Consider the following 14478-nt stretch of genomic DNA (forward strand, 5'->3'; position numbering starts at 1 on the left):
CACGCATGCCATCCCCATGGTTCACGTCCCTGCACTCCGGCGAAAAGCCGTTCCAAATGGCCGCGTGGGCAGTCCCGCGGGCTTCAGCCGCCCGGTGCACCGAAGTGGCCCAGCGCCGCGCCCGCCAGCAGGTGCAGGTGGATGTGATAGACGGTCTGCCCGGCATCGTCGCGGCAGTTCATGACCACGCGATAGCCCTTGTCGGCGAAGCCTTCCTGGCGGGCGTAGTGCGCCGCGGCCAGCACCAGCTTGCCCACCAGCGTGGCCTGGTCCGGCGTCAGGTCGTCCAGCGTGGGCACGTGCACCTGCTTGGGAATGAACAGCACGTGCACCGGCGCCTGTGGCGCGATGTCCTTGAAGCCCAGCACCTCATCGTCCTCATAGACGATGGTGGCCGGGATCTCGCGCCGGATGATCTTGCCGAAGATGGTGTCGTTCATTGGAAGAGTGAGTGCAGTGAAGTCAGAAGTGGGAAGAGCTTAGCGCGATGCGCAAGAAGGGAGCTCCGGCTTGCGCTCGCCCCTCACTTCTCTCCACTCACGCCTGCCTCAACTCATCTCGCTGCGCGAACCGAACGCGTGCGAGAGCGTGCCGCGATCGACGTACTCCAGCTCTCCGCCCAGCGGCACGCCGTGCGCCAGGCGCATCGGCTTGACGTCCGCCTGGCGCGCCAGCTGCGCCAGGTAGTGCGCGGTAGCCTCGCCTTCGACGGTGGGATTGGTGGCGATGATCAGTTCGGCGACCTCGCCCTGGGCCAGGCGCTGGGACAGCTGTTCCAGGCCGAGTTCGCGCGGGCCGATGCCGTCCAGCGGCGAGAGCCGGCCCTGCAGGATGAAGTACAGGCCGCGATAGCCGGTGGCCTGTTCGATGGCCAATCGGTCGGCTGGGGATTCGACCACGCACAGCTGGTGGCGGTCGCGGCTGGGGCTGGCGCAGATGGCGCACAGCGTGCCTTCGGTGAAGTCGCGGCACTGCTGGCAGTGGCCGATGTGCTCCATGGCCTCGGCCAGCGCGGACGACAGCCGGCGGCCGCCGGCGCGATCGCGCTCCAGCAGCTGGTAGGCCATGCGCTGGGCGCTCTTGCTGCCCACGCCGGGCAGGACCTTGAGCGCGTCGATGAGCTGTTCGAGCAGCGAAGAAGTCAAAGCGGAAGGGGCCGGGGGTCAGGGACCAGAGGCCAGGGAAAACGCAGGGACATACCGGCCCCTGGTCCCTGCCCCCTGCGCTTCAGAACGGCAGCTTCATGCCGGGCGGCAGCTGCATGCCGGCGGTGGCCGAGCCCATGCGCGTCTTGGATTCGGCGTCGATCTTGTTGGAGGCGTCGTTGAACGCCGCGGCGATCAGGTCCTCGAGCATTTCCGCATCGGACAGCAGGGTCGGGTCGATGCGCACCTTGCGGCACTCCTTGGCGCCGGTCAGCGTCACGCTGACCATGTTGCCGCCGGCGTTGCCGGTGACTTCCAGCTTGGCCAGCTCTTCCTGCGCCTTCTGCAGGTTTTCCTGCATCTTCTGCGCCTGCTGCATGAGTTGGGCGATGTTTCCACGCATGGTCTGGTTACTCGTCGAAAGGTCGGATGGAATCGGGCACCACGCGCGCGCCGTGCTGCTGGATCAGCCGCTGCACGTCGGGGTGGTTCATGAACTGTTCTTCGGCCGAGGCGCGGCGCGCGTCCTGCTGGCGCGCATCGCGCATGGCCAGCGTCTCGGCGCCTTCGCCGGCGACCGCGCCGGTGTCGAACACGATCTTGGGCACGCGCCCCAGCGAGGCGGACAGCGCATCGGCCAGGTCGCCCACCGAGCGCTCGGTGCGCAGATAGTCCAGGCCGGGCGCCAGGGACAGGCGCAGCACCGCATCGCCGTAGCTGGCGAAGGCGACGTTGGCGGCGAGCTGGCGCGAAGGCCCGCTCAGCTTGGCCGAGGCGACCAGCGCCAGCCAGTGATCGGTATCGGCGATGCCGTCACTGGTCGGCGGCGGCGCGGACGGCGCGCGCGCGGGCGTGGCAGGCGCGGCGATGGGGCTCGGGGCTGCCTGCACCGGCTCGGCGACGCTGATCTTCTGCGCCGGCACTTCCCACGGCGGGACATCGTCCATGGCTGGTGCTGATGCCGGCGTTGGCGCGACCTGGACCGCAGGCGCAGCGGCGAAGGGCGCGGGTTCCGGCTCGCTCACCACGGATGGCTTCGGCGCGGGCGCAGGCACGGGCTCGACCGACGCATGCGGGGCCGTCGCCATCTCCGGCATCAGCGGGGCCGCGGCGGCGCGTCCGCTTGCGGTCTCGTCCACCGTGCCCGCGGTCGGCTTGGCCGGTGCGGCGGAGGCCGGCGCGACATCGCCGGCTCCGGCTGGACGGAAGGCCAGCATGCGCAGCAGGCTCATTTCGAACCCGGCACGCGGGCTCGGCGCCAGGTAGAGATCGCGGCGACCGTTGAGCGCCATCTGGTACCAGAGCTGCACCACTTCCGGGCGCAGGCGCTGGGCGAAGCCTTCGGCGTCGACGCCCTCGGCCTCGATCGCCACGCCCGGCACCAGCTGGCGCACCTGGATGCGATGCAGCGCCTCGGCGAAGGCCTCCAGCACCCCGCCCCAGTCCGGCGAGAACTCGGCCAGCGTGGCGATGGTGGCCATCAGCCGCGCGCCGTCGCCGTCGGCCAGCGCGTCGAGCAGCGCGCCGACCTGGGTGCGGTCGACCGTGCCCAGCATGGTGCGCACGCCGGCATCGCTGAGCTCACCGGCGGTGTAGGCGATGGCCTGGTCCAGCAGCGACAGGCCGTCGCGCAGCGATCCATCGGCGGCCTTGGCGATCTGGCGCACCGCGCCGTCCTCCGAGGGGATCTGCTCGGCGCCGAGGATCTTGGTGATCTGCCCGCCGATCTGCGCCTCGTCCAGGCGCTTGAGGTTGAACTGCAGGCAGCGGCTGAGCACGGTCACCGGCAGCTTCTGCGGATCGGTGGTGGCCAGCAGGAACTTCACATGCTCCGGCGGCTCCTCCAGCGTCTTGAGCAGCGCATTGAACGCCGCCTTGGACAGCATGTGCACTTCGTCGATCAGATAGACCTTGAACTTGCCGCGGCTGGGCATGTACTGGGCGTTCTCGATCACCTCGCGAACATCGTCCACGCCGGTGTTGGAGGCCGCGTCGATCTCCAGCAGGTCGATATAGCGCCCGGCGTCGATGTCCAGGCAGGCCGCGCACTGGCCGCACGGATCGGCGCTGGTACCGGTCTCGCAGTTCAGCGACTTGGCGAAGATGCGCGCGATGGTGGTCTTGCCCACCCCGCGCGTGCCGGTGAACAGGAAGGCGTGGTGGATGCGGCCGCTATCGAGCGCGTTGGACAGCGCACGCACCACGTGCTCCTGACCGACCAGTTCGGCGAAACGCTTCGGGCGCCACTTGCGGGCCAGGACGAGGTAGGACATGCGGTCATTGTGCCGCGCCAGGGGGGGCGTTCCAAGGACGAACGTAGCGAAGAGACCCTCCAGCGTCCCGGCATGAACGGCCCGTCGCGCACGACAGGTTCGCGGGACTCGCAATAAATCCGGCGCGCGGCTAGAATCTGCGCCCCTGAGCGCGGCCCCGCAGCCGTGTTCAGGTCCCGGAGAGGTGTCCGAGTGGTTGAAGGAGCACGCCTGGAAAGTGTGTAAGCGTCTAAACCGCGCTTCGGGGGTTCGAATCCCCCTCTCTCCGCCAGTTTGAAAGTGTCGAGATGGCCCAGCCGCGTGAGTTTCGCCGGCGCCTGGGAGGGGGTGAGAACCCCGGGTTCGACAGGTGGCGCAGCCACCTGCACGGCGAAACCGCCCGTAGGGCGAGGCATCGAAAGATGCCGAGTGAATCCCCCTCTCTCCGCCAGTTACAGGTCATCGCCTCCAACGATGACGCAACGCACCCGGGCCGCGCGATGCGCGGCCCGCGTCCATGGTGGCCCCGTCGGCCCCTCGCGACGCTAGGTCGAAAATCCCGCCAGGGCCGGAAGGCAGCAACGGTATCGACTGACGCGGGCGCCGAGGTCAGCCGGCGGGGCCGCCACCTTTTTCAGGCCCCGCCCGCGCGCAACGCCATGCGCGTTCGCTGTGCACGAACGCTTCCGCGGCGCGTGCAGAGCAGAAGTCATGGAAACAGGGCTGGATTCCTCGGGCAACGCCACGCTGCCGGCAGCGCGCAAGGCGCCTCACTCGGCGTCGGCGGCCGATGCGCCCGGATGCAGCCAGCTCTGCGCGCCGTCGAGGTAGCGCTCCTGCTTCCAGATCGGCACGCGTGCCTTGGTCTCGTCGATGATCCAGCGGCAGGCGGCGAAGGCGCCGTCGCGGTGGCCGGCCGACACGCCGACCCAGACCGCCATCTCGCCCACGGCCAGCTCGCCGACGCGATGCACGCAGCGCGCGTCGACGATGTCGAACCGCGTCAGCGCCTCATCGAGGATCTTCTCGCCTTCGGCCCGCGCCAGCTCGGCATAGGCCTCGTAGTGCAGGCCCAACACGCCCTGCCCTTCGTTGTGGTCGCGCACCCAGCCTTCGAAGCTGGCGAAGGCGCCGGCGCGCGCGCTCAGCAGCTGCGTGCGCAAAGGCGCGGGCTCGATCGGCTGGTCGGTGATAGCGAAGCTGGTCATTCTCAGCCTCCGCTGACCGGCGGAATGAAGGCGATCTGCGCGCCTTCGGCGATCGCATCGTCCCAGCGCGCGAAGGCGCCGCTCTGGGCGACGCGCAGATGCGCCGGTTCCCAGGCGAAGCCATGGCGCTGCTTCAGCTCGGCATACAGGCCGGCCAGGTCCGAGGCCGTGGTCTGCACGCTTTCGCGCTCCACGCCGGCGGCCTGACGCAGGCTGGCGAAGTACAGCACCTGCACGCCGGTCATGCCGACACCCCGAAGTCGCGCTTGCCGCCGTGCTTGCCCAGCAGCCGCGCCGGGCCCAGCACGATGGCGTGCGAGAGCGCCTTGCACATGTCGTAGACCGTCAGCGCCGCGACGGTGGCGCCGGTCATCGCCTCCATCTCCACGCCGGTGCGATGGGTGGTGCGCACGCTGCATTCGATGCGCAGCGTGTCCGCGTCGTGCCAGTCGATGGCCAGCCGGCAGCCGTCGACGGGCAGCGGATGGCAGAACGGGATCAGCTCGTGGGTGCGCTTGACCGCCATGGTGCCGGCGATCACCGCGGTCTCGACAATACCGCCCTTGGCGCTGCGCAGCGCATCGCGGCGCAGCTGCTCGGCGACCTCGCGCGGGAACGCCACCAGGCATTCGGCCGTGGCCTGGCGCGCGGTGACGGCCTTGTCCGAGACATCGACCATGGCCGGCTGGCCGGAGGCATCCAGATGGGTAAGCGTGCGCGGTGCATTCATCGCGCAAGCGTAGTGCAAGTCGCGCTCAGCCGGCGTCTAGAGCGTCCGGCAGCGGCGTGCCCTGGTGGAACACCATGCGCCACCCCGCCGCCTCCTGACGCCAGAGCGAGCTGCGCCGGGCCAGGCGCACGCCAGCGGCATCCTCGCGCCGGGAGACGTAGCGCAGCTGGACCAGCCCTGGCGCCAGTTCGACGCACTCGAAGGCGTCGGCGCTGTAGCGGGTCTGGTCGGATTCCTGCGCCAGTTCGGCCACGATGTCCTGGCGCGTATAGCGCCGGCCCGAGGCGCCGAACTCGACGAAGTCCTCGGCAAGCAGCGCCTGCAGGCGCGCTGTGCTGGCGCGCACCTGGGCCGTGAGCAGCGCGCGCTCCTGGGCGATCAACCAGGTGCGCAACGCGGCGTCCACGCATCAGCCTCCGATCAGGAACATCTCCACGCGCTTGCGCGGCGGCTGGACCGGCTGGCCGCGCAGCTCGCTGTAACGGTCGGCACGGCGCGACCACAGGCCGGCCAGACGCTCGGCCAGCGGCAGTTCGCCCTGGGCCAGGCTCGGGCGCAGGTCGGTGGAGGCGCCGGAGAACAGGCAGGTGTAGAGCCGGCCATCGGCCGAGACGCGCGCGCGCTGGCAATCGCCGCAGAACGGCGCGCTGACCGAGGACACGAAGCCGATCTCGCCGCCGCCATCGTCGAAGGCGTGGCGCACCGCGACTTCGCCGCGGTAGTGCGCATCCAACGCATGCAGCGGCCAGCGCGCGTGGATCGCGTCGCGCAGCTCGCGCGAGGTCACCACCTGGGCCGCGCGCCAGTCGTTGCAGGTGCCCACGTCCATGAATTCGATGAAACGCAGCACGTGGCCGCTGCCGCGGAAGTGTTCGACCAGCGGCAGCACCTGATCCTCGTTGACGCCGCGCTGGACCACGCAGTTGAGCTTGAGGCTGGCAAAGCCGGCCGCGTGCGCGGCGTCGATGCCGCGCAGCACCGTGGCGATGTCGCCGCGTCCGCCGGACATCTGCGCGAAGCGCTGCGGATCCAGCGCGTCCAGGCTGACCGTGATGCGATGCAGGCCGGCATCGCGCAGCGCCTGGGCATGGCGTGCGAGCAGGGCGCCGTTGGTGGTCAGCGCCAGGTCGTCGATGCCGGGGATGCGCGCCAGCCGCGCGATCAGCGTCGGCAGGTCCTTGCGCAGCAGCGGCTCGCCGCCGGTGATGCGCAGCTTGTTCACACCTACCCGCGCAAAGCCGCGCACCAGCGTCTCGATCTGGTCGAAGGACAGGCGCGAGGCCGCGTCCAGCCCGTAGTCGTCGGGCACCTTGTCGGCCGGCATGCAGTAGCCGCAGCGGAAGTTGCAGGCCTCGATCACCGACAGGCGCAGATCGCGCAGCGGCCGGCCGCGCTGGTCCAGCGGCAGTTCCGGCGTGCGTGGCAAGGCGTTCATGTCAGGACGGCAAGGGGCCTGGGATCGGGTCCGGCAACGCTAGCACCTGCCCCGGCAAGGCGACGCGATGGCCGCGCCCGGCCAGGGCGCGCGCGTCCTCGGCGCTGGCGTGGTGGTAGAGCACGCAGCGCGCCAGCAGCGCGCGCGGGTACTCGCGCTCCAGGTCCTCGATGCCGCTGTGCGAGGGATTGCCGTGCAGCGCGCAGTCGTGCGCGATCACCTCGCCGGCGTCGGCGTACTGCGCCAGCATCTCCGGAATCGGACGGGTGTCGCCGGTCCACACCAGCGCACCGGGCAGGCGCAGGCCGAAGGCCGTCTGCGGCCAGTGGTGGCGCACCGGGAACGCCTCCAGCCGCACCCCGTCGTGCCAGAACGCCTCGCCCACCGGCACCAGGCGGAAGGCGTCCCAGAAGTTCGCCCCGCCCTCGGCCAGGACGTTGGGATACTCGGCCACGCGCTGGTGCAGCAGCGGCACGACCGGCGCGGGCACGTACAGCCGCACCTGCCCGCGCCGCGCCGGATCGAAATAGGCGCTGCCGAACAGGCGCTCGAAACCGCCGACATGGTCCAGGTGGGTATGGGTGACGAACACCGCCGACGGCGCCTGCCCGTACTGGCGGATGTAGGCGTCCAGGCCCTCGCTGCCGCAGTCGATGGTCAGCCACGGCGCGCCATCGCGCTCGATGGTCGCCATCGCCGAGCCCAGCTCGACCGCCGAGGCATTGCCCACGCCCTGGAAACGCAGCGACCAGCGCATGTCGGCCCTCAGAAGCCCCGTTCCCAGGCGCGGTCGTAGGCCTTGCGCAAGCGCGCGAAGTCCTCCTGCACCTGCTGGCTGCTACGTTCCCCGCGCAGTTTCATCAGCGAGCGCAGCAATCGGGCCAGGTTGGCCTCGCGCCAGCGCGTGGCCGGGATGCGCAGCACGCCGCGGTCGAAGTCGATCAGCCAGCCGCGCCCCTGCGCATCGAACAGGATGTTGTGCGCGTTGAGGTCGGCATGATCCAGGCCGGCGCGGTGGAAGCGCGCGATCAGGCGCCCGGTTTCCTCCAGCGGGGCGCTCTGCCCGGCCACCTGGTAACGGTCGGCCAGCGAGCGCACGTCGGCCAGGCGTTCCATCAGGATCGCGGCGCGATAGGTCAGGCCCTGGCGCAGATAGCGGGCCACGAACGGCTGCGGCACCGGCAGGCGCATGCGGTGCAGGGCGCGGGTCAGGCGGAACTCGGCGAAGCTGCGCGTGCGATTGGCGCCGCGCCACAGGTAGCGGTCGCTGCTGACGCTGGCGGCCAGGCCGCCGCGCTTGTACTGGCGCAGCAGGCTCTGTCCGAACGGCGCATCGACGAACCAGGCCCCGCCGCGGCCGCCGCTGTCCACCGGCCGGGCCTGGTCGCCCCAGTGGGCGGGGTCCAGCCATTCGGGCTGCGCTTGCCGCAGGCGCTGGCGGTCGAACAGAATCGCCCCGTCACCGCGCGCATCGCGGTACGGCATCAGCACTTCCGTCGCGTCAAAAGCGGCCATCGCGCGAGTCTAACAATTTTGTCGAACGCCCCTGAGTCCCTGTGCCTGCTGCGCCTGTCCGCGCTGGGCGATGTCACCCACGTGGTGCCGCTGGTGCGCACGCTGCAGCGCGCCTGGCCGCAGCTGACGCTGGACTGGATCATCGATGGCGGCGGCCGCAAGCTGCTCGACGGCCTGCCGGGGGTGCGCTTCCACGTCTACGACAAGAAGACCGGGCTGGCCGGCATGCGCGCCCTGCGCGCCACCCTGCCCGGCCGCTTCGACGTGCTGCTGCAGATGCAGGTCGCGCTGCGCGCCAATGTGCTGTCTGCCTTCGTCCCCGCGCGCCGCCGGATCGGCTACGACCGCAGCCGCTCCAAGGATCTGCACGGCCTGTTCGTCAACGAGCGCATAGCCGACCGGCCGGGCATCCATGTCCTGGATGCCATCGGCAGCTTCTGCGAACCGCTGGGCCTGCGCCAGGACGTGGTGACCTGGGACCTGCCGGTCCCGCCCGAGGCCTGGGACTGGGCCCGCGCGCAGTGGCCGGACGATGGCCGGCGCGTGCTGATGATCTCGCCCTGCTCCAGCCATGTGCGCCGCAACTGGTATGCCGACCGCTACGCGGCGCTGGCCGACCACGCCATCGTCCAGGGCTGGCGCGTGGTGCTGTGTGGCGGGCGCAGCGTGCTGGAGCGGCAGACCGCCGACGCCATCGCCGCGCAGATGCGTGGCCCGGTGCTGGACCTGGTCGGCAAGGACACGCTCAAGCAGCTGCCGGCGCTGCTGGCCCGCGCCGACCTGGTGGTCACCCCCGACTCGGGCCCCATGCACATCGCCAACGCCATGGGCACCAAGGTGCTGGGCCTGCATGCGGCCAGCAACCCGCGCCGCAGCGGGCCGTACTCGGATGTGCGCTACTGCGTGGACCGCTACGACGACGCGGCGCGGCGCTACCTGCACAAGCCGGCGAGCGAGCTGAAATGGCGCACCAAGATCGAGTTCGACGAGGTGATGGCGCTGGTCACCGTCGACGACGCGATCGCCGCGTTCGAGCGCTATCGCGCCGACACGGCAGGCTGATCGAACCGGACCCGGCGGCCGCGCAGGCCGGCGTCGCGTTCACTGCCCCGGCAACGCGTCAGGGCGCGGCGCCGCTGCCGTAGTCCTCGTAGGACTTCTCCTCGACATAGGCCGAGCCCAGCGCCAGGTTGATGTCCTTCTTGATCCGCGCGCGGGTGTCGTTCTCGAAGTAGACGCTGCGCGCCAGGCGGATGAACTCCTCGTCGAAGGCCTGCGCCTTCTCCTTGAGCCGGATGTCGTCCTCGATCACCCACAGCCGCTCGTTGACCGCCTTGAGCTCGGCGCGCAGGCGCGCGATGTCCTGCACCGCCGCCGGATGCGCCATCCAGGTCTGCTCCAGCGCCGAGAGCTCCTTGCGCACGTTGGCCAGCTTGGCCGCGTCAGTCATGCGCTCGGACTTGATCTGCAGGATCGAGATCTTGTCCAGCAGCTCGCCGAAGGAGACCGGAGTGAGGATTTCGGACATGGCGCACCATCGCGATGAAAGGCCGCAAGTGTACCGGCGTCGCCGTCGGCGCGAGGCCACGCAGCGCAGGGCGGACAAGCAAACGGCCCCATCGGGGGCCGTCTGCGGAACATGGCGGAGAGGGTGGGATTCGAACCCACGGTACGCTTGCACGTACGCCTGATTTCGAGTCAGGTACATTCGACCACTCTGCCACCTCTCCGGGTGTCGCACCGCCTGTCGGCGGTCCCCGGGGGTCGATCCGGGGTTGCGCATGATACGGGCCGCGCCGGCCCGGGACAAGCACCACGCGGCGGGGCGCCGGACCGGATGTTGGCGGACGCCGCCGATGCACTGCAGCTTGTCCCTTGTCCGCTTCGACGCAATCATAGCGTTCATTTTTCAATGCAACCGGGGACGTCAGGCGCCACATGATCGAGTTCGGACACCTCAGCCACGTCGGCCTGCGGCGCGCCCTGAACGAAGACACCTATTACGGCGACAGCGCGCTCGGCCTGTGGCTGGTCGCCGACGGCATGGGCGGCCACGCCTGCGGTGAAGTCGCCAGCGCCCTGGCGCGCGAGACCATCGTGCGCGAGATCAACGCCGGCGCCGCGCTGGGCCAGGCCATCCGCGTGGCCGACGAGGAGATCATCCGCACCTCGCGCCGGCGCAACGACTCCCTGCCGATGGGCACCACCGTGGTGGCCGCGCGCGTGCAGGGCAACCGCTTCGAGGTGGCCTGGGTCGGCGACAGCCGCGCCTACCTGTGGCGCGACGGCCAGCTGGCCCAGCTCAGCCAGGACCACAGCTACGTGCAGGAACTGATCGCACAGGGCGCGCTGACCAGCGAGCAGGCGCGCTCGCATCCGCATCGCAACGTGGTCACCCAGGCGCTGGGGGTGACCGACCCGGCGCAGCTCAACGTCGAGACGCTGACCGGCGAATTCCGCCCCGGCATGCAGCTGCTGCTGTGCAGCGATGGCCTGACCGAGGAAGTGGACGACCGCGGCATCGCCGCGATCCTGCGCCAGGACGACTGCAGCGCGCAGGAATGCGTGGACGCGCTGATCGCCGCCGCGCTCGACGGCGGCGGCTCGGACAACGTCACCGCGATCCTGGTGCGCTGCGGCTGAGCGGGGCGAGGCAGCGCCGGCCGGGCCTGGCGTCTCGCTGTGTGTCCTGGAGTTTGAAGTAAGCCGGAGCCGCCTCAGGAAGTTTTGCCTCTCCGCCGTGCCTCGCAGGACCGGCCGCGCATTTCGAGCCACCCAAGCACCCACCCACCGCCGTCATTCCCGCGAAGGCGGGAATCCAGTGGCTTTCATCTGAAGCGCCACAGGCGCTGGGCTTTCGCGGGAATGACGGAAGGGTTGGTCCTCTCTACGTTTGGACCTGCAGACCCGCCTCGGGGCATTCGCCGCCCTGCCCCAGGCCTCCCAGCCCCCTCAGGCGACCGCAGCGGCCTCGGCGTTAGCCGGCGCCGGCGGCGCCTCGATCAGATCCCACAGGCACGGTCCGCCGGCCTTGGCGCGCAGCTTCTCCAGGCGCTTGGCGTGCGCCTCCAGCTCACCCGCGGTCGGCGTCACCCGCGCGCGCAGGCCGACATTGCTGGCATCGAAGGCGTGCACCACCGGCGCGGCATGCCCGCCGCCCTCGTCGAAGCTGCCGAAGCCGATCTCCTCCTGGCCAGAGGTCAGCGCGATGTAGACATCGGCCAGGATCTGCGCGTCGAGCAGGCCGCCGTGCAGGTGACGGTGGGTGTTGTCCACGCCCAGGCGCTTGCACAGCGCATCGAGCGAGTTGCGCTGCCCCGGGTAGCGCTCGCGCGCCATGGCCAGGGTGTCCACCACGGTGCAGTAGTCGGTGAGGCGGCCGTACTGCGCGCCGAGCCGCGCCAGCTCGCTGTCCAGGAAGCCCACGTCGAACGAGGCGTTGTGGATGATCACCTCGGCGCCGCGCACGTAGTCGAGGAACTCCTCGACGATCTCCTCGAACGCCGGCTTGTCGGCCAGGAACTCCAGCGTCAGCCCGGTCACTTCCTGGGCGCCGGGTTCGAACTCGCAATCGGGCCTGAGGTACTTGTGGAAGTTGTGGCCGCTGGGGCGGCGCTCGATCAGTTCGACCGCGCCGATCTCGACGACGCGGTTGCCCTTCTTCCATTCCAGGCCGGTGGTTTCGGTGTCCAGGATGATCTGGCGCATGGCCTAGCGGTCCTCGTGCAGCGTGATGGAGAACTGCCGCAGCGAATGGTCCAGGCCGGGCAGCTGGGCCATTGTCTCAAACACGAAGCCCAGGCGGTCCATCACCGTCAGCGATGCGGTGTTGGTGGGATTGACCAGCGCCAGCACGCGCGGCAGGCGCAGCACGTCGCGCGCGTGGTCCAGCACCGCGCGCGCGGCCTCGGTCGCGTAGCCCTTGCCGCGCGCCTCGGGCAGCAGCGCATAGCCCAGGTCCGGCGCGGGCAAATAATCGCGGGTGACCAGGCCGGCCTGGCCGATGTCGCGGCCGCTCGCGGTTTCCACCACCCGGCACAGGCCCAGGCCGTTGGCGGCGCGATACGCCAGCGGCCCGCGCCGCACCGCCTCGCGCGCCGTGGCCAGGTCGCGCACGCCGGCGTCGCGGACCTGGGCGATGAAGTCGGCATCGTTGAGCACGGCCAGCATCAGCGCCGCATCGCGCTCGCTGTCGGTGGGCAGGTGCAGGGTCAGACGCGCGCTGCGCAGCGCCGACGCCTGCTCGGGCGAGGAGGCACTCACGCCGCCGCGCCGTCGCGCACGGCGATGGCCGCGTTGCGCGCCAGCACGTCCACGCGCTCGTTGTCGGCGTCGCCCGAATGGCCCTTCACCCAGCGCCAGTCGATCTGATGGCGCTGGGTGGCCGCGTGCAGGCGCTCCCACAGCTCGCGGTTCTTGACCGCGCCACCAGCGGCGGTCTTCCACTGCTTGCGGATCCAGCCGGGCATCCATTCGGTGATGCCCTGGCGCACGTACTGCGAGTCGGTGATCAGGATCACCTGGCAGGGCTCGGTCAGAGCCTCCAGCGCCATGATCGCGGCCATCAGCTCCATGCGGTTGTTGGTGGTATGCGCCTCGCCGCCGAACAGCTCGCGTTCGATGCGGCCGTAGCGCAGCAGCGCGGCCCAGCCGCCGGGCCCGGGATTGCCCAGGCACGAGCCGTCGGAATGGATGGTGATCTGTTTCATGGAGCTGTCCGTAGGAGTCAGGCCGGCACCGCGCCGGGCTGCCATCGCGGCGGCCGGGCGGGCGAGAGGATCAGGTCGGGGCCGCGCTTGTCGGCCTGCAGCAGGCACACCGCCCGCATCATGTCCGGCGCGCGGCCGTCGTTGCGCCAGGCCGGCCCCAGCCACTGCGGGGGATGGGCCTCGCAGTCCAGCCCGGCCTGCTGCAGCAGCCGGCGCCAGCGCCCGGGGTTGCGCACCGACAGGCCGGTGCGGCGCCAGCGCAGGCGGTATGGGCTGACCGGATTGAGCGTGAACAGCCACAGCCGGCCGCCCGGCTCGAGCACGCGCGCGCATTCGGCCAGCACGCCGCGCGCGCCGTTCTCCGGCACGTGCTGCACCACCACCGCGCTGAAGCTGTCCGAGGCCAGCGGCAGGCTGGGGCCGCAGCGCAGCGGCCCGTCGAAACCGCCGCCGGAGGCCTGCAGCGCCAGGCCGGCGGCCACCACCGAGACGCCCGCGCCGGCGCCGGGATGCAGCCATAGCGTGGGCGCGGCGGCCTTGGCGGCCAGCAGGGAGGCGATGCGCGGCTGTTCAGCCGCCAGCAGGCGCTGCCCGTCCGCGGTCCCGAACCACGCCAGGGGCTCGGGTTGACGTTGGGAGGCGGCGGCAGGCATGGTCGGGGATTGTAGAGGACGCCCCCGCGTCTGCCGACCCGATCCATGATGCCAAGCCTCACCGCGCTGCGCGCCTTCGACGACAACTACATCTGGGTGCTGCGCGGCGATGCCGGGCAGTCCCTGATCGTCGACCCGGGCCAGGCCGCGCCGGTGCTGGAGGCCGCCGCGCAAGGCCTGGCGCCGGCTGCGATCCTGCTCACCCACCACCATGACGACCATATCGGCGGCGTGCCAGAACTGCTGGCGCGCTGGCCCGGGCTGCCGGTGATCGCCGCCGACGATGACCGCATCGTCACCGCGACCCACCGCGTGGGCGATGGCGAAACCTTCGAGGCCGCGGGCATGAGGTTCCAGGCGCTGTTCGTGCCTGGACACACCCGCAGCCACGTCGCCTTCCAACGGCTGGCCGAGGGCGGCGAGCTGTTCAGCGGCGATACCTTGTTCAGCCTGGGCTGCGGGCGCCTGTTCGAAGGCACGCCGGCGCAGATGCTGACCTCGCTGGACCGGCTCGCCGCGCTGCCCGGGGACACGCCGGTGTGCTGCGGCCACGAATACACCGCCAGCAACGCCGCCTTCGCACTGGCGGTCGAACCGGGCAACGCGGCCCTGCGGCAGCGCGCCGACCAGGTGCGCGCCCTGCGCACCCAGGGCCGGCCGAGCCTGCCGGTCAGCCTGGCCGAGGAACGCGCGACCAACCCGTTCCTGCGCGTGGACGTCCCCGAGGTCGCCCAGGCGGTGGACGCCTGGCTGGTGCATCGGGCCGGCGACCGGGTGGAGACCTTCGCCGGGCTGCGGCGCTGGAAGGACGGCTTCCGCGCGTGAGGCGGG

General features: G+C 70.7%; 19 protein-coding genes, 2 tRNA genes and 1 other RNA gene. 5 read left to right on the forward strand and 17 right to left on the reverse strand.

The features are described 5' to 3' along the window. Nucleotides 1–83: 83 nt before the first annotated feature. From ACFJIT_RS10490 to dnaX, 4 genes are all read right to left on the reverse strand, one after another. Nucleotides 84–440, reverse strand: a complete 357-nt coding sequence (locus tag ACFJIT_RS10490) for a histidine triad nucleotide-binding protein (RefSeq protein WP_130520065.1) — start codon at nucleotides 438–440, stop codon at nucleotides 84–86. Between the two features lie 108 nt (nucleotides 441–548). Beyond that, the gene (gene recR / locus ACFJIT_RS10495; RefSeq protein ID WP_235873078.1) at nucleotides 549–1145 is read right to left on the reverse strand and encodes a recombination mediator RecR; all 597 of its coding nucleotides are present in this window, start codon (nucleotides 1143–1145) and stop codon (nucleotides 549–551) included. Between the two features lie 82 nt (nucleotides 1146–1227). Then, the gene (locus ACFJIT_RS10500; protein ID WP_130520062.1) at nucleotides 1228–1548 is read right to left on the reverse strand and encodes a YbaB/EbfC family nucleoid-associated protein; all 321 of its coding nucleotides are present in this window, start codon (nucleotides 1546–1548) and stop codon (nucleotides 1228–1230) included. A 7-nt stretch (nucleotides 1549–1555) separates the two neighbouring features. After that, nucleotides 1556–3418, reverse strand: a complete 1863-nt coding sequence (gene dnaX, locus ACFJIT_RS10505) for a DNA polymerase III subunit gamma/tau (protein WP_379653583.1) — start codon at nucleotides 3416–3418, stop codon at nucleotides 1556–1558. A 178-nt stretch (nucleotides 3419–3596) separates the two neighbouring features. Between dnaX and ACFJIT_RS10510 the strand changes: the two genes are divergently transcribed. After that, nucleotides 3597–3689, forward strand: a tRNA-Ser gene (locus ACFJIT_RS10510). Nucleotides 3690–3923: 234 nt separating this feature from the next. Beyond that, an RNA gene (ffs, locus tag ACFJIT_RS10515) (signal recognition particle sRNA small type) lies at nucleotides 3924–4020 on the forward strand. A gap of 147 nt (nucleotides 4021–4167) precedes the next feature. Here the strand turns inward: ffs and ACFJIT_RS10520 are convergent. From ACFJIT_RS10520 to ACFJIT_RS10550, 7 genes are read right to left on the reverse strand one after another with little or no spacing between them, the layout of a single operon-like run. Further along, on the reverse strand, nucleotides 4168–4605 hold the full coding sequence (locus tag ACFJIT_RS10520; protein ID WP_379653584.1) for a molybdenum cofactor biosynthesis protein MoaE: 438 nt from the start codon (nucleotides 4603–4605) through the stop codon (nucleotides 4168–4170). Between the two features lie 2 nt (nucleotides 4606–4607). After that, nucleotides 4608–4850, reverse strand: a complete 243-nt coding sequence (locus ACFJIT_RS10525; protein ID WP_130520054.1) for a MoaD/ThiS family protein — start codon at nucleotides 4848–4850, stop codon at nucleotides 4608–4610. After that, complete coding sequence (moaC, locus tag ACFJIT_RS10530; protein ID WP_379653585.1) at nucleotides 4847–5335, reverse strand: cyclic pyranopterin monophosphate synthase MoaC; 489 nt, start codon at nucleotides 5333–5335, stop codon at nucleotides 4847–4849. Before moaC ends, ACFJIT_RS10525 begins: the two co-directional genes overlap by 4 nt. Nucleotides 5336–5360: 25 nt before the next feature. Next, the gene (locus ACFJIT_RS10535) at nucleotides 5361–5741 is read right to left on the reverse strand and encodes a DUF4440 domain-containing protein (protein WP_379653586.1); all 381 of its coding nucleotides are present in this window, start codon (nucleotides 5739–5741) and stop codon (nucleotides 5361–5363) included. Nucleotides 5742–5744: 3 nt separating this feature from the next. Next, nucleotides 5745–6770 carry a GTP 3',8-cyclase MoaA gene (gene moaA, locus ACFJIT_RS10540; protein ID WP_379653587.1) on the reverse strand — a complete coding sequence of 342 codons (1026 nt, stop codon included), beginning with the start codon at nucleotides 6768–6770 and terminating at the stop codon, nucleotides 5745–5747. A 1-nt stretch (nucleotide 6771) separates the two neighbouring features. Beyond that, nucleotides 6772–7527, reverse strand: coding sequence for an MBL fold metallo-hydrolase (locus tag ACFJIT_RS10545; protein WP_379653588.1), 756 nt, complete (start codon nucleotides 7525–7527; stop codon nucleotides 6772–6774). A gap of 8 nt (nucleotides 7528–7535) precedes the next feature. After that, nucleotides 7536–8285, reverse strand: a complete 750-nt coding sequence (locus tag ACFJIT_RS10550) for a 3-deoxy-D-manno-octulosonic acid kinase (RefSeq protein ID WP_130534572.1) — start codon at nucleotides 8283–8285, stop codon at nucleotides 7536–7538. Between the two features lie 18 nt (nucleotides 8286–8303). Here ACFJIT_RS10550 and ACFJIT_RS10555 point away from each other — a divergent pair, with 18 nt between their 5' ends. Then, complete coding sequence (locus ACFJIT_RS10555; protein ID WP_379653589.1) at nucleotides 8304–9347, forward strand: glycosyltransferase family 9 protein; 1044 nt, start codon at nucleotides 8304–8306, stop codon at nucleotides 9345–9347. A gap of 58 nt (nucleotides 9348–9405) precedes the next feature. On the opposite strand, the gene ACFJIT_RS10560 is transcribed toward ACFJIT_RS10555, so the two are convergent. Then, a complete protein-coding gene (locus tag ACFJIT_RS10560; protein WP_130529152.1) occupies nucleotides 9406–9813 on the reverse strand; it encodes a DUF6165 family protein in 408 nt (135 codons plus the stop codon). Between the two features lie 112 nt (nucleotides 9814–9925). Continuing rightward, a tRNA-Ser gene (locus tag ACFJIT_RS10565) sits at nucleotides 9926–10015 on the reverse strand. A gap of 208 nt (nucleotides 10016–10223) precedes the next feature. Here ACFJIT_RS10565 and ACFJIT_RS10570 point away from each other — a divergent pair. After that, entirely contained in the window at nucleotides 10224–10928 is a 705-nt protein-coding gene (locus tag ACFJIT_RS10570) for a PP2C family serine/threonine-protein phosphatase (protein ID WP_130520013.1), read from the forward strand. Nucleotides 10929–11237: 309 nt separating this feature from the next. On the opposite strand, the gene dnaQ is transcribed toward ACFJIT_RS10570, so the two are convergent. From dnaQ to ACFJIT_RS10590, 4 genes are read right to left on the reverse strand one after another with little or no spacing between them, the layout of a single operon-like run. Then, entirely contained in the window at nucleotides 11238–11993 is a 756-nt protein-coding gene (gene dnaQ / locus ACFJIT_RS10575) for a DNA polymerase III subunit epsilon (RefSeq protein ID WP_379653590.1), read from the reverse strand. A gap of 3 nt (nucleotides 11994–11996) precedes the next feature. Next, complete coding sequence (locus ACFJIT_RS10580; protein ID WP_379653591.1) at nucleotides 11997–12548, reverse strand: GNAT family N-acetyltransferase; 552 nt, start codon at nucleotides 12546–12548, stop codon at nucleotides 11997–11999. Continuing rightward, nucleotides 12545–12994 carry a ribonuclease HI gene (rnhA, locus tag ACFJIT_RS10585; protein ID WP_130520007.1) on the reverse strand — a complete coding sequence of 150 codons (450 nt, stop codon included), beginning with the start codon at nucleotides 12992–12994 and terminating at the stop codon, nucleotides 12545–12547. Before rnhA ends, ACFJIT_RS10580 begins: the two co-directional genes overlap by 4 nt. Before the next feature lie 17 nt (nucleotides 12995–13011). Beyond that, nucleotides 13012–13647, reverse strand: coding sequence for a methyltransferase domain-containing protein (locus ACFJIT_RS10590; protein WP_130534579.1), 636 nt, complete (start codon nucleotides 13645–13647; stop codon nucleotides 13012–13014). 48 nt (nucleotides 13648–13695) lie between these two features. On the opposite strand from ACFJIT_RS10590, the gene gloB reads away from it, so the two are divergent. Then, nucleotides 13696–14472, forward strand: a complete 777-nt coding sequence (gene gloB, locus ACFJIT_RS10595; RefSeq protein WP_379655760.1) for a hydroxyacylglutathione hydrolase — start codon at nucleotides 13696–13698, stop codon at nucleotides 14470–14472. Nucleotides 14473–14478 lie beyond the last annotated feature (6 nt).

The sequence above is a fragment of the Pseudoxanthomonas sp. UC19_8 genome (genome assembly GCF_042700505.1).
Taxonomy (GTDB): Bacteria; Pseudomonadota; Gammaproteobacteria; order Xanthomonadales; family Xanthomonadaceae; genus Pseudoxanthomonas_A; species Pseudoxanthomonas_A winnipegensis.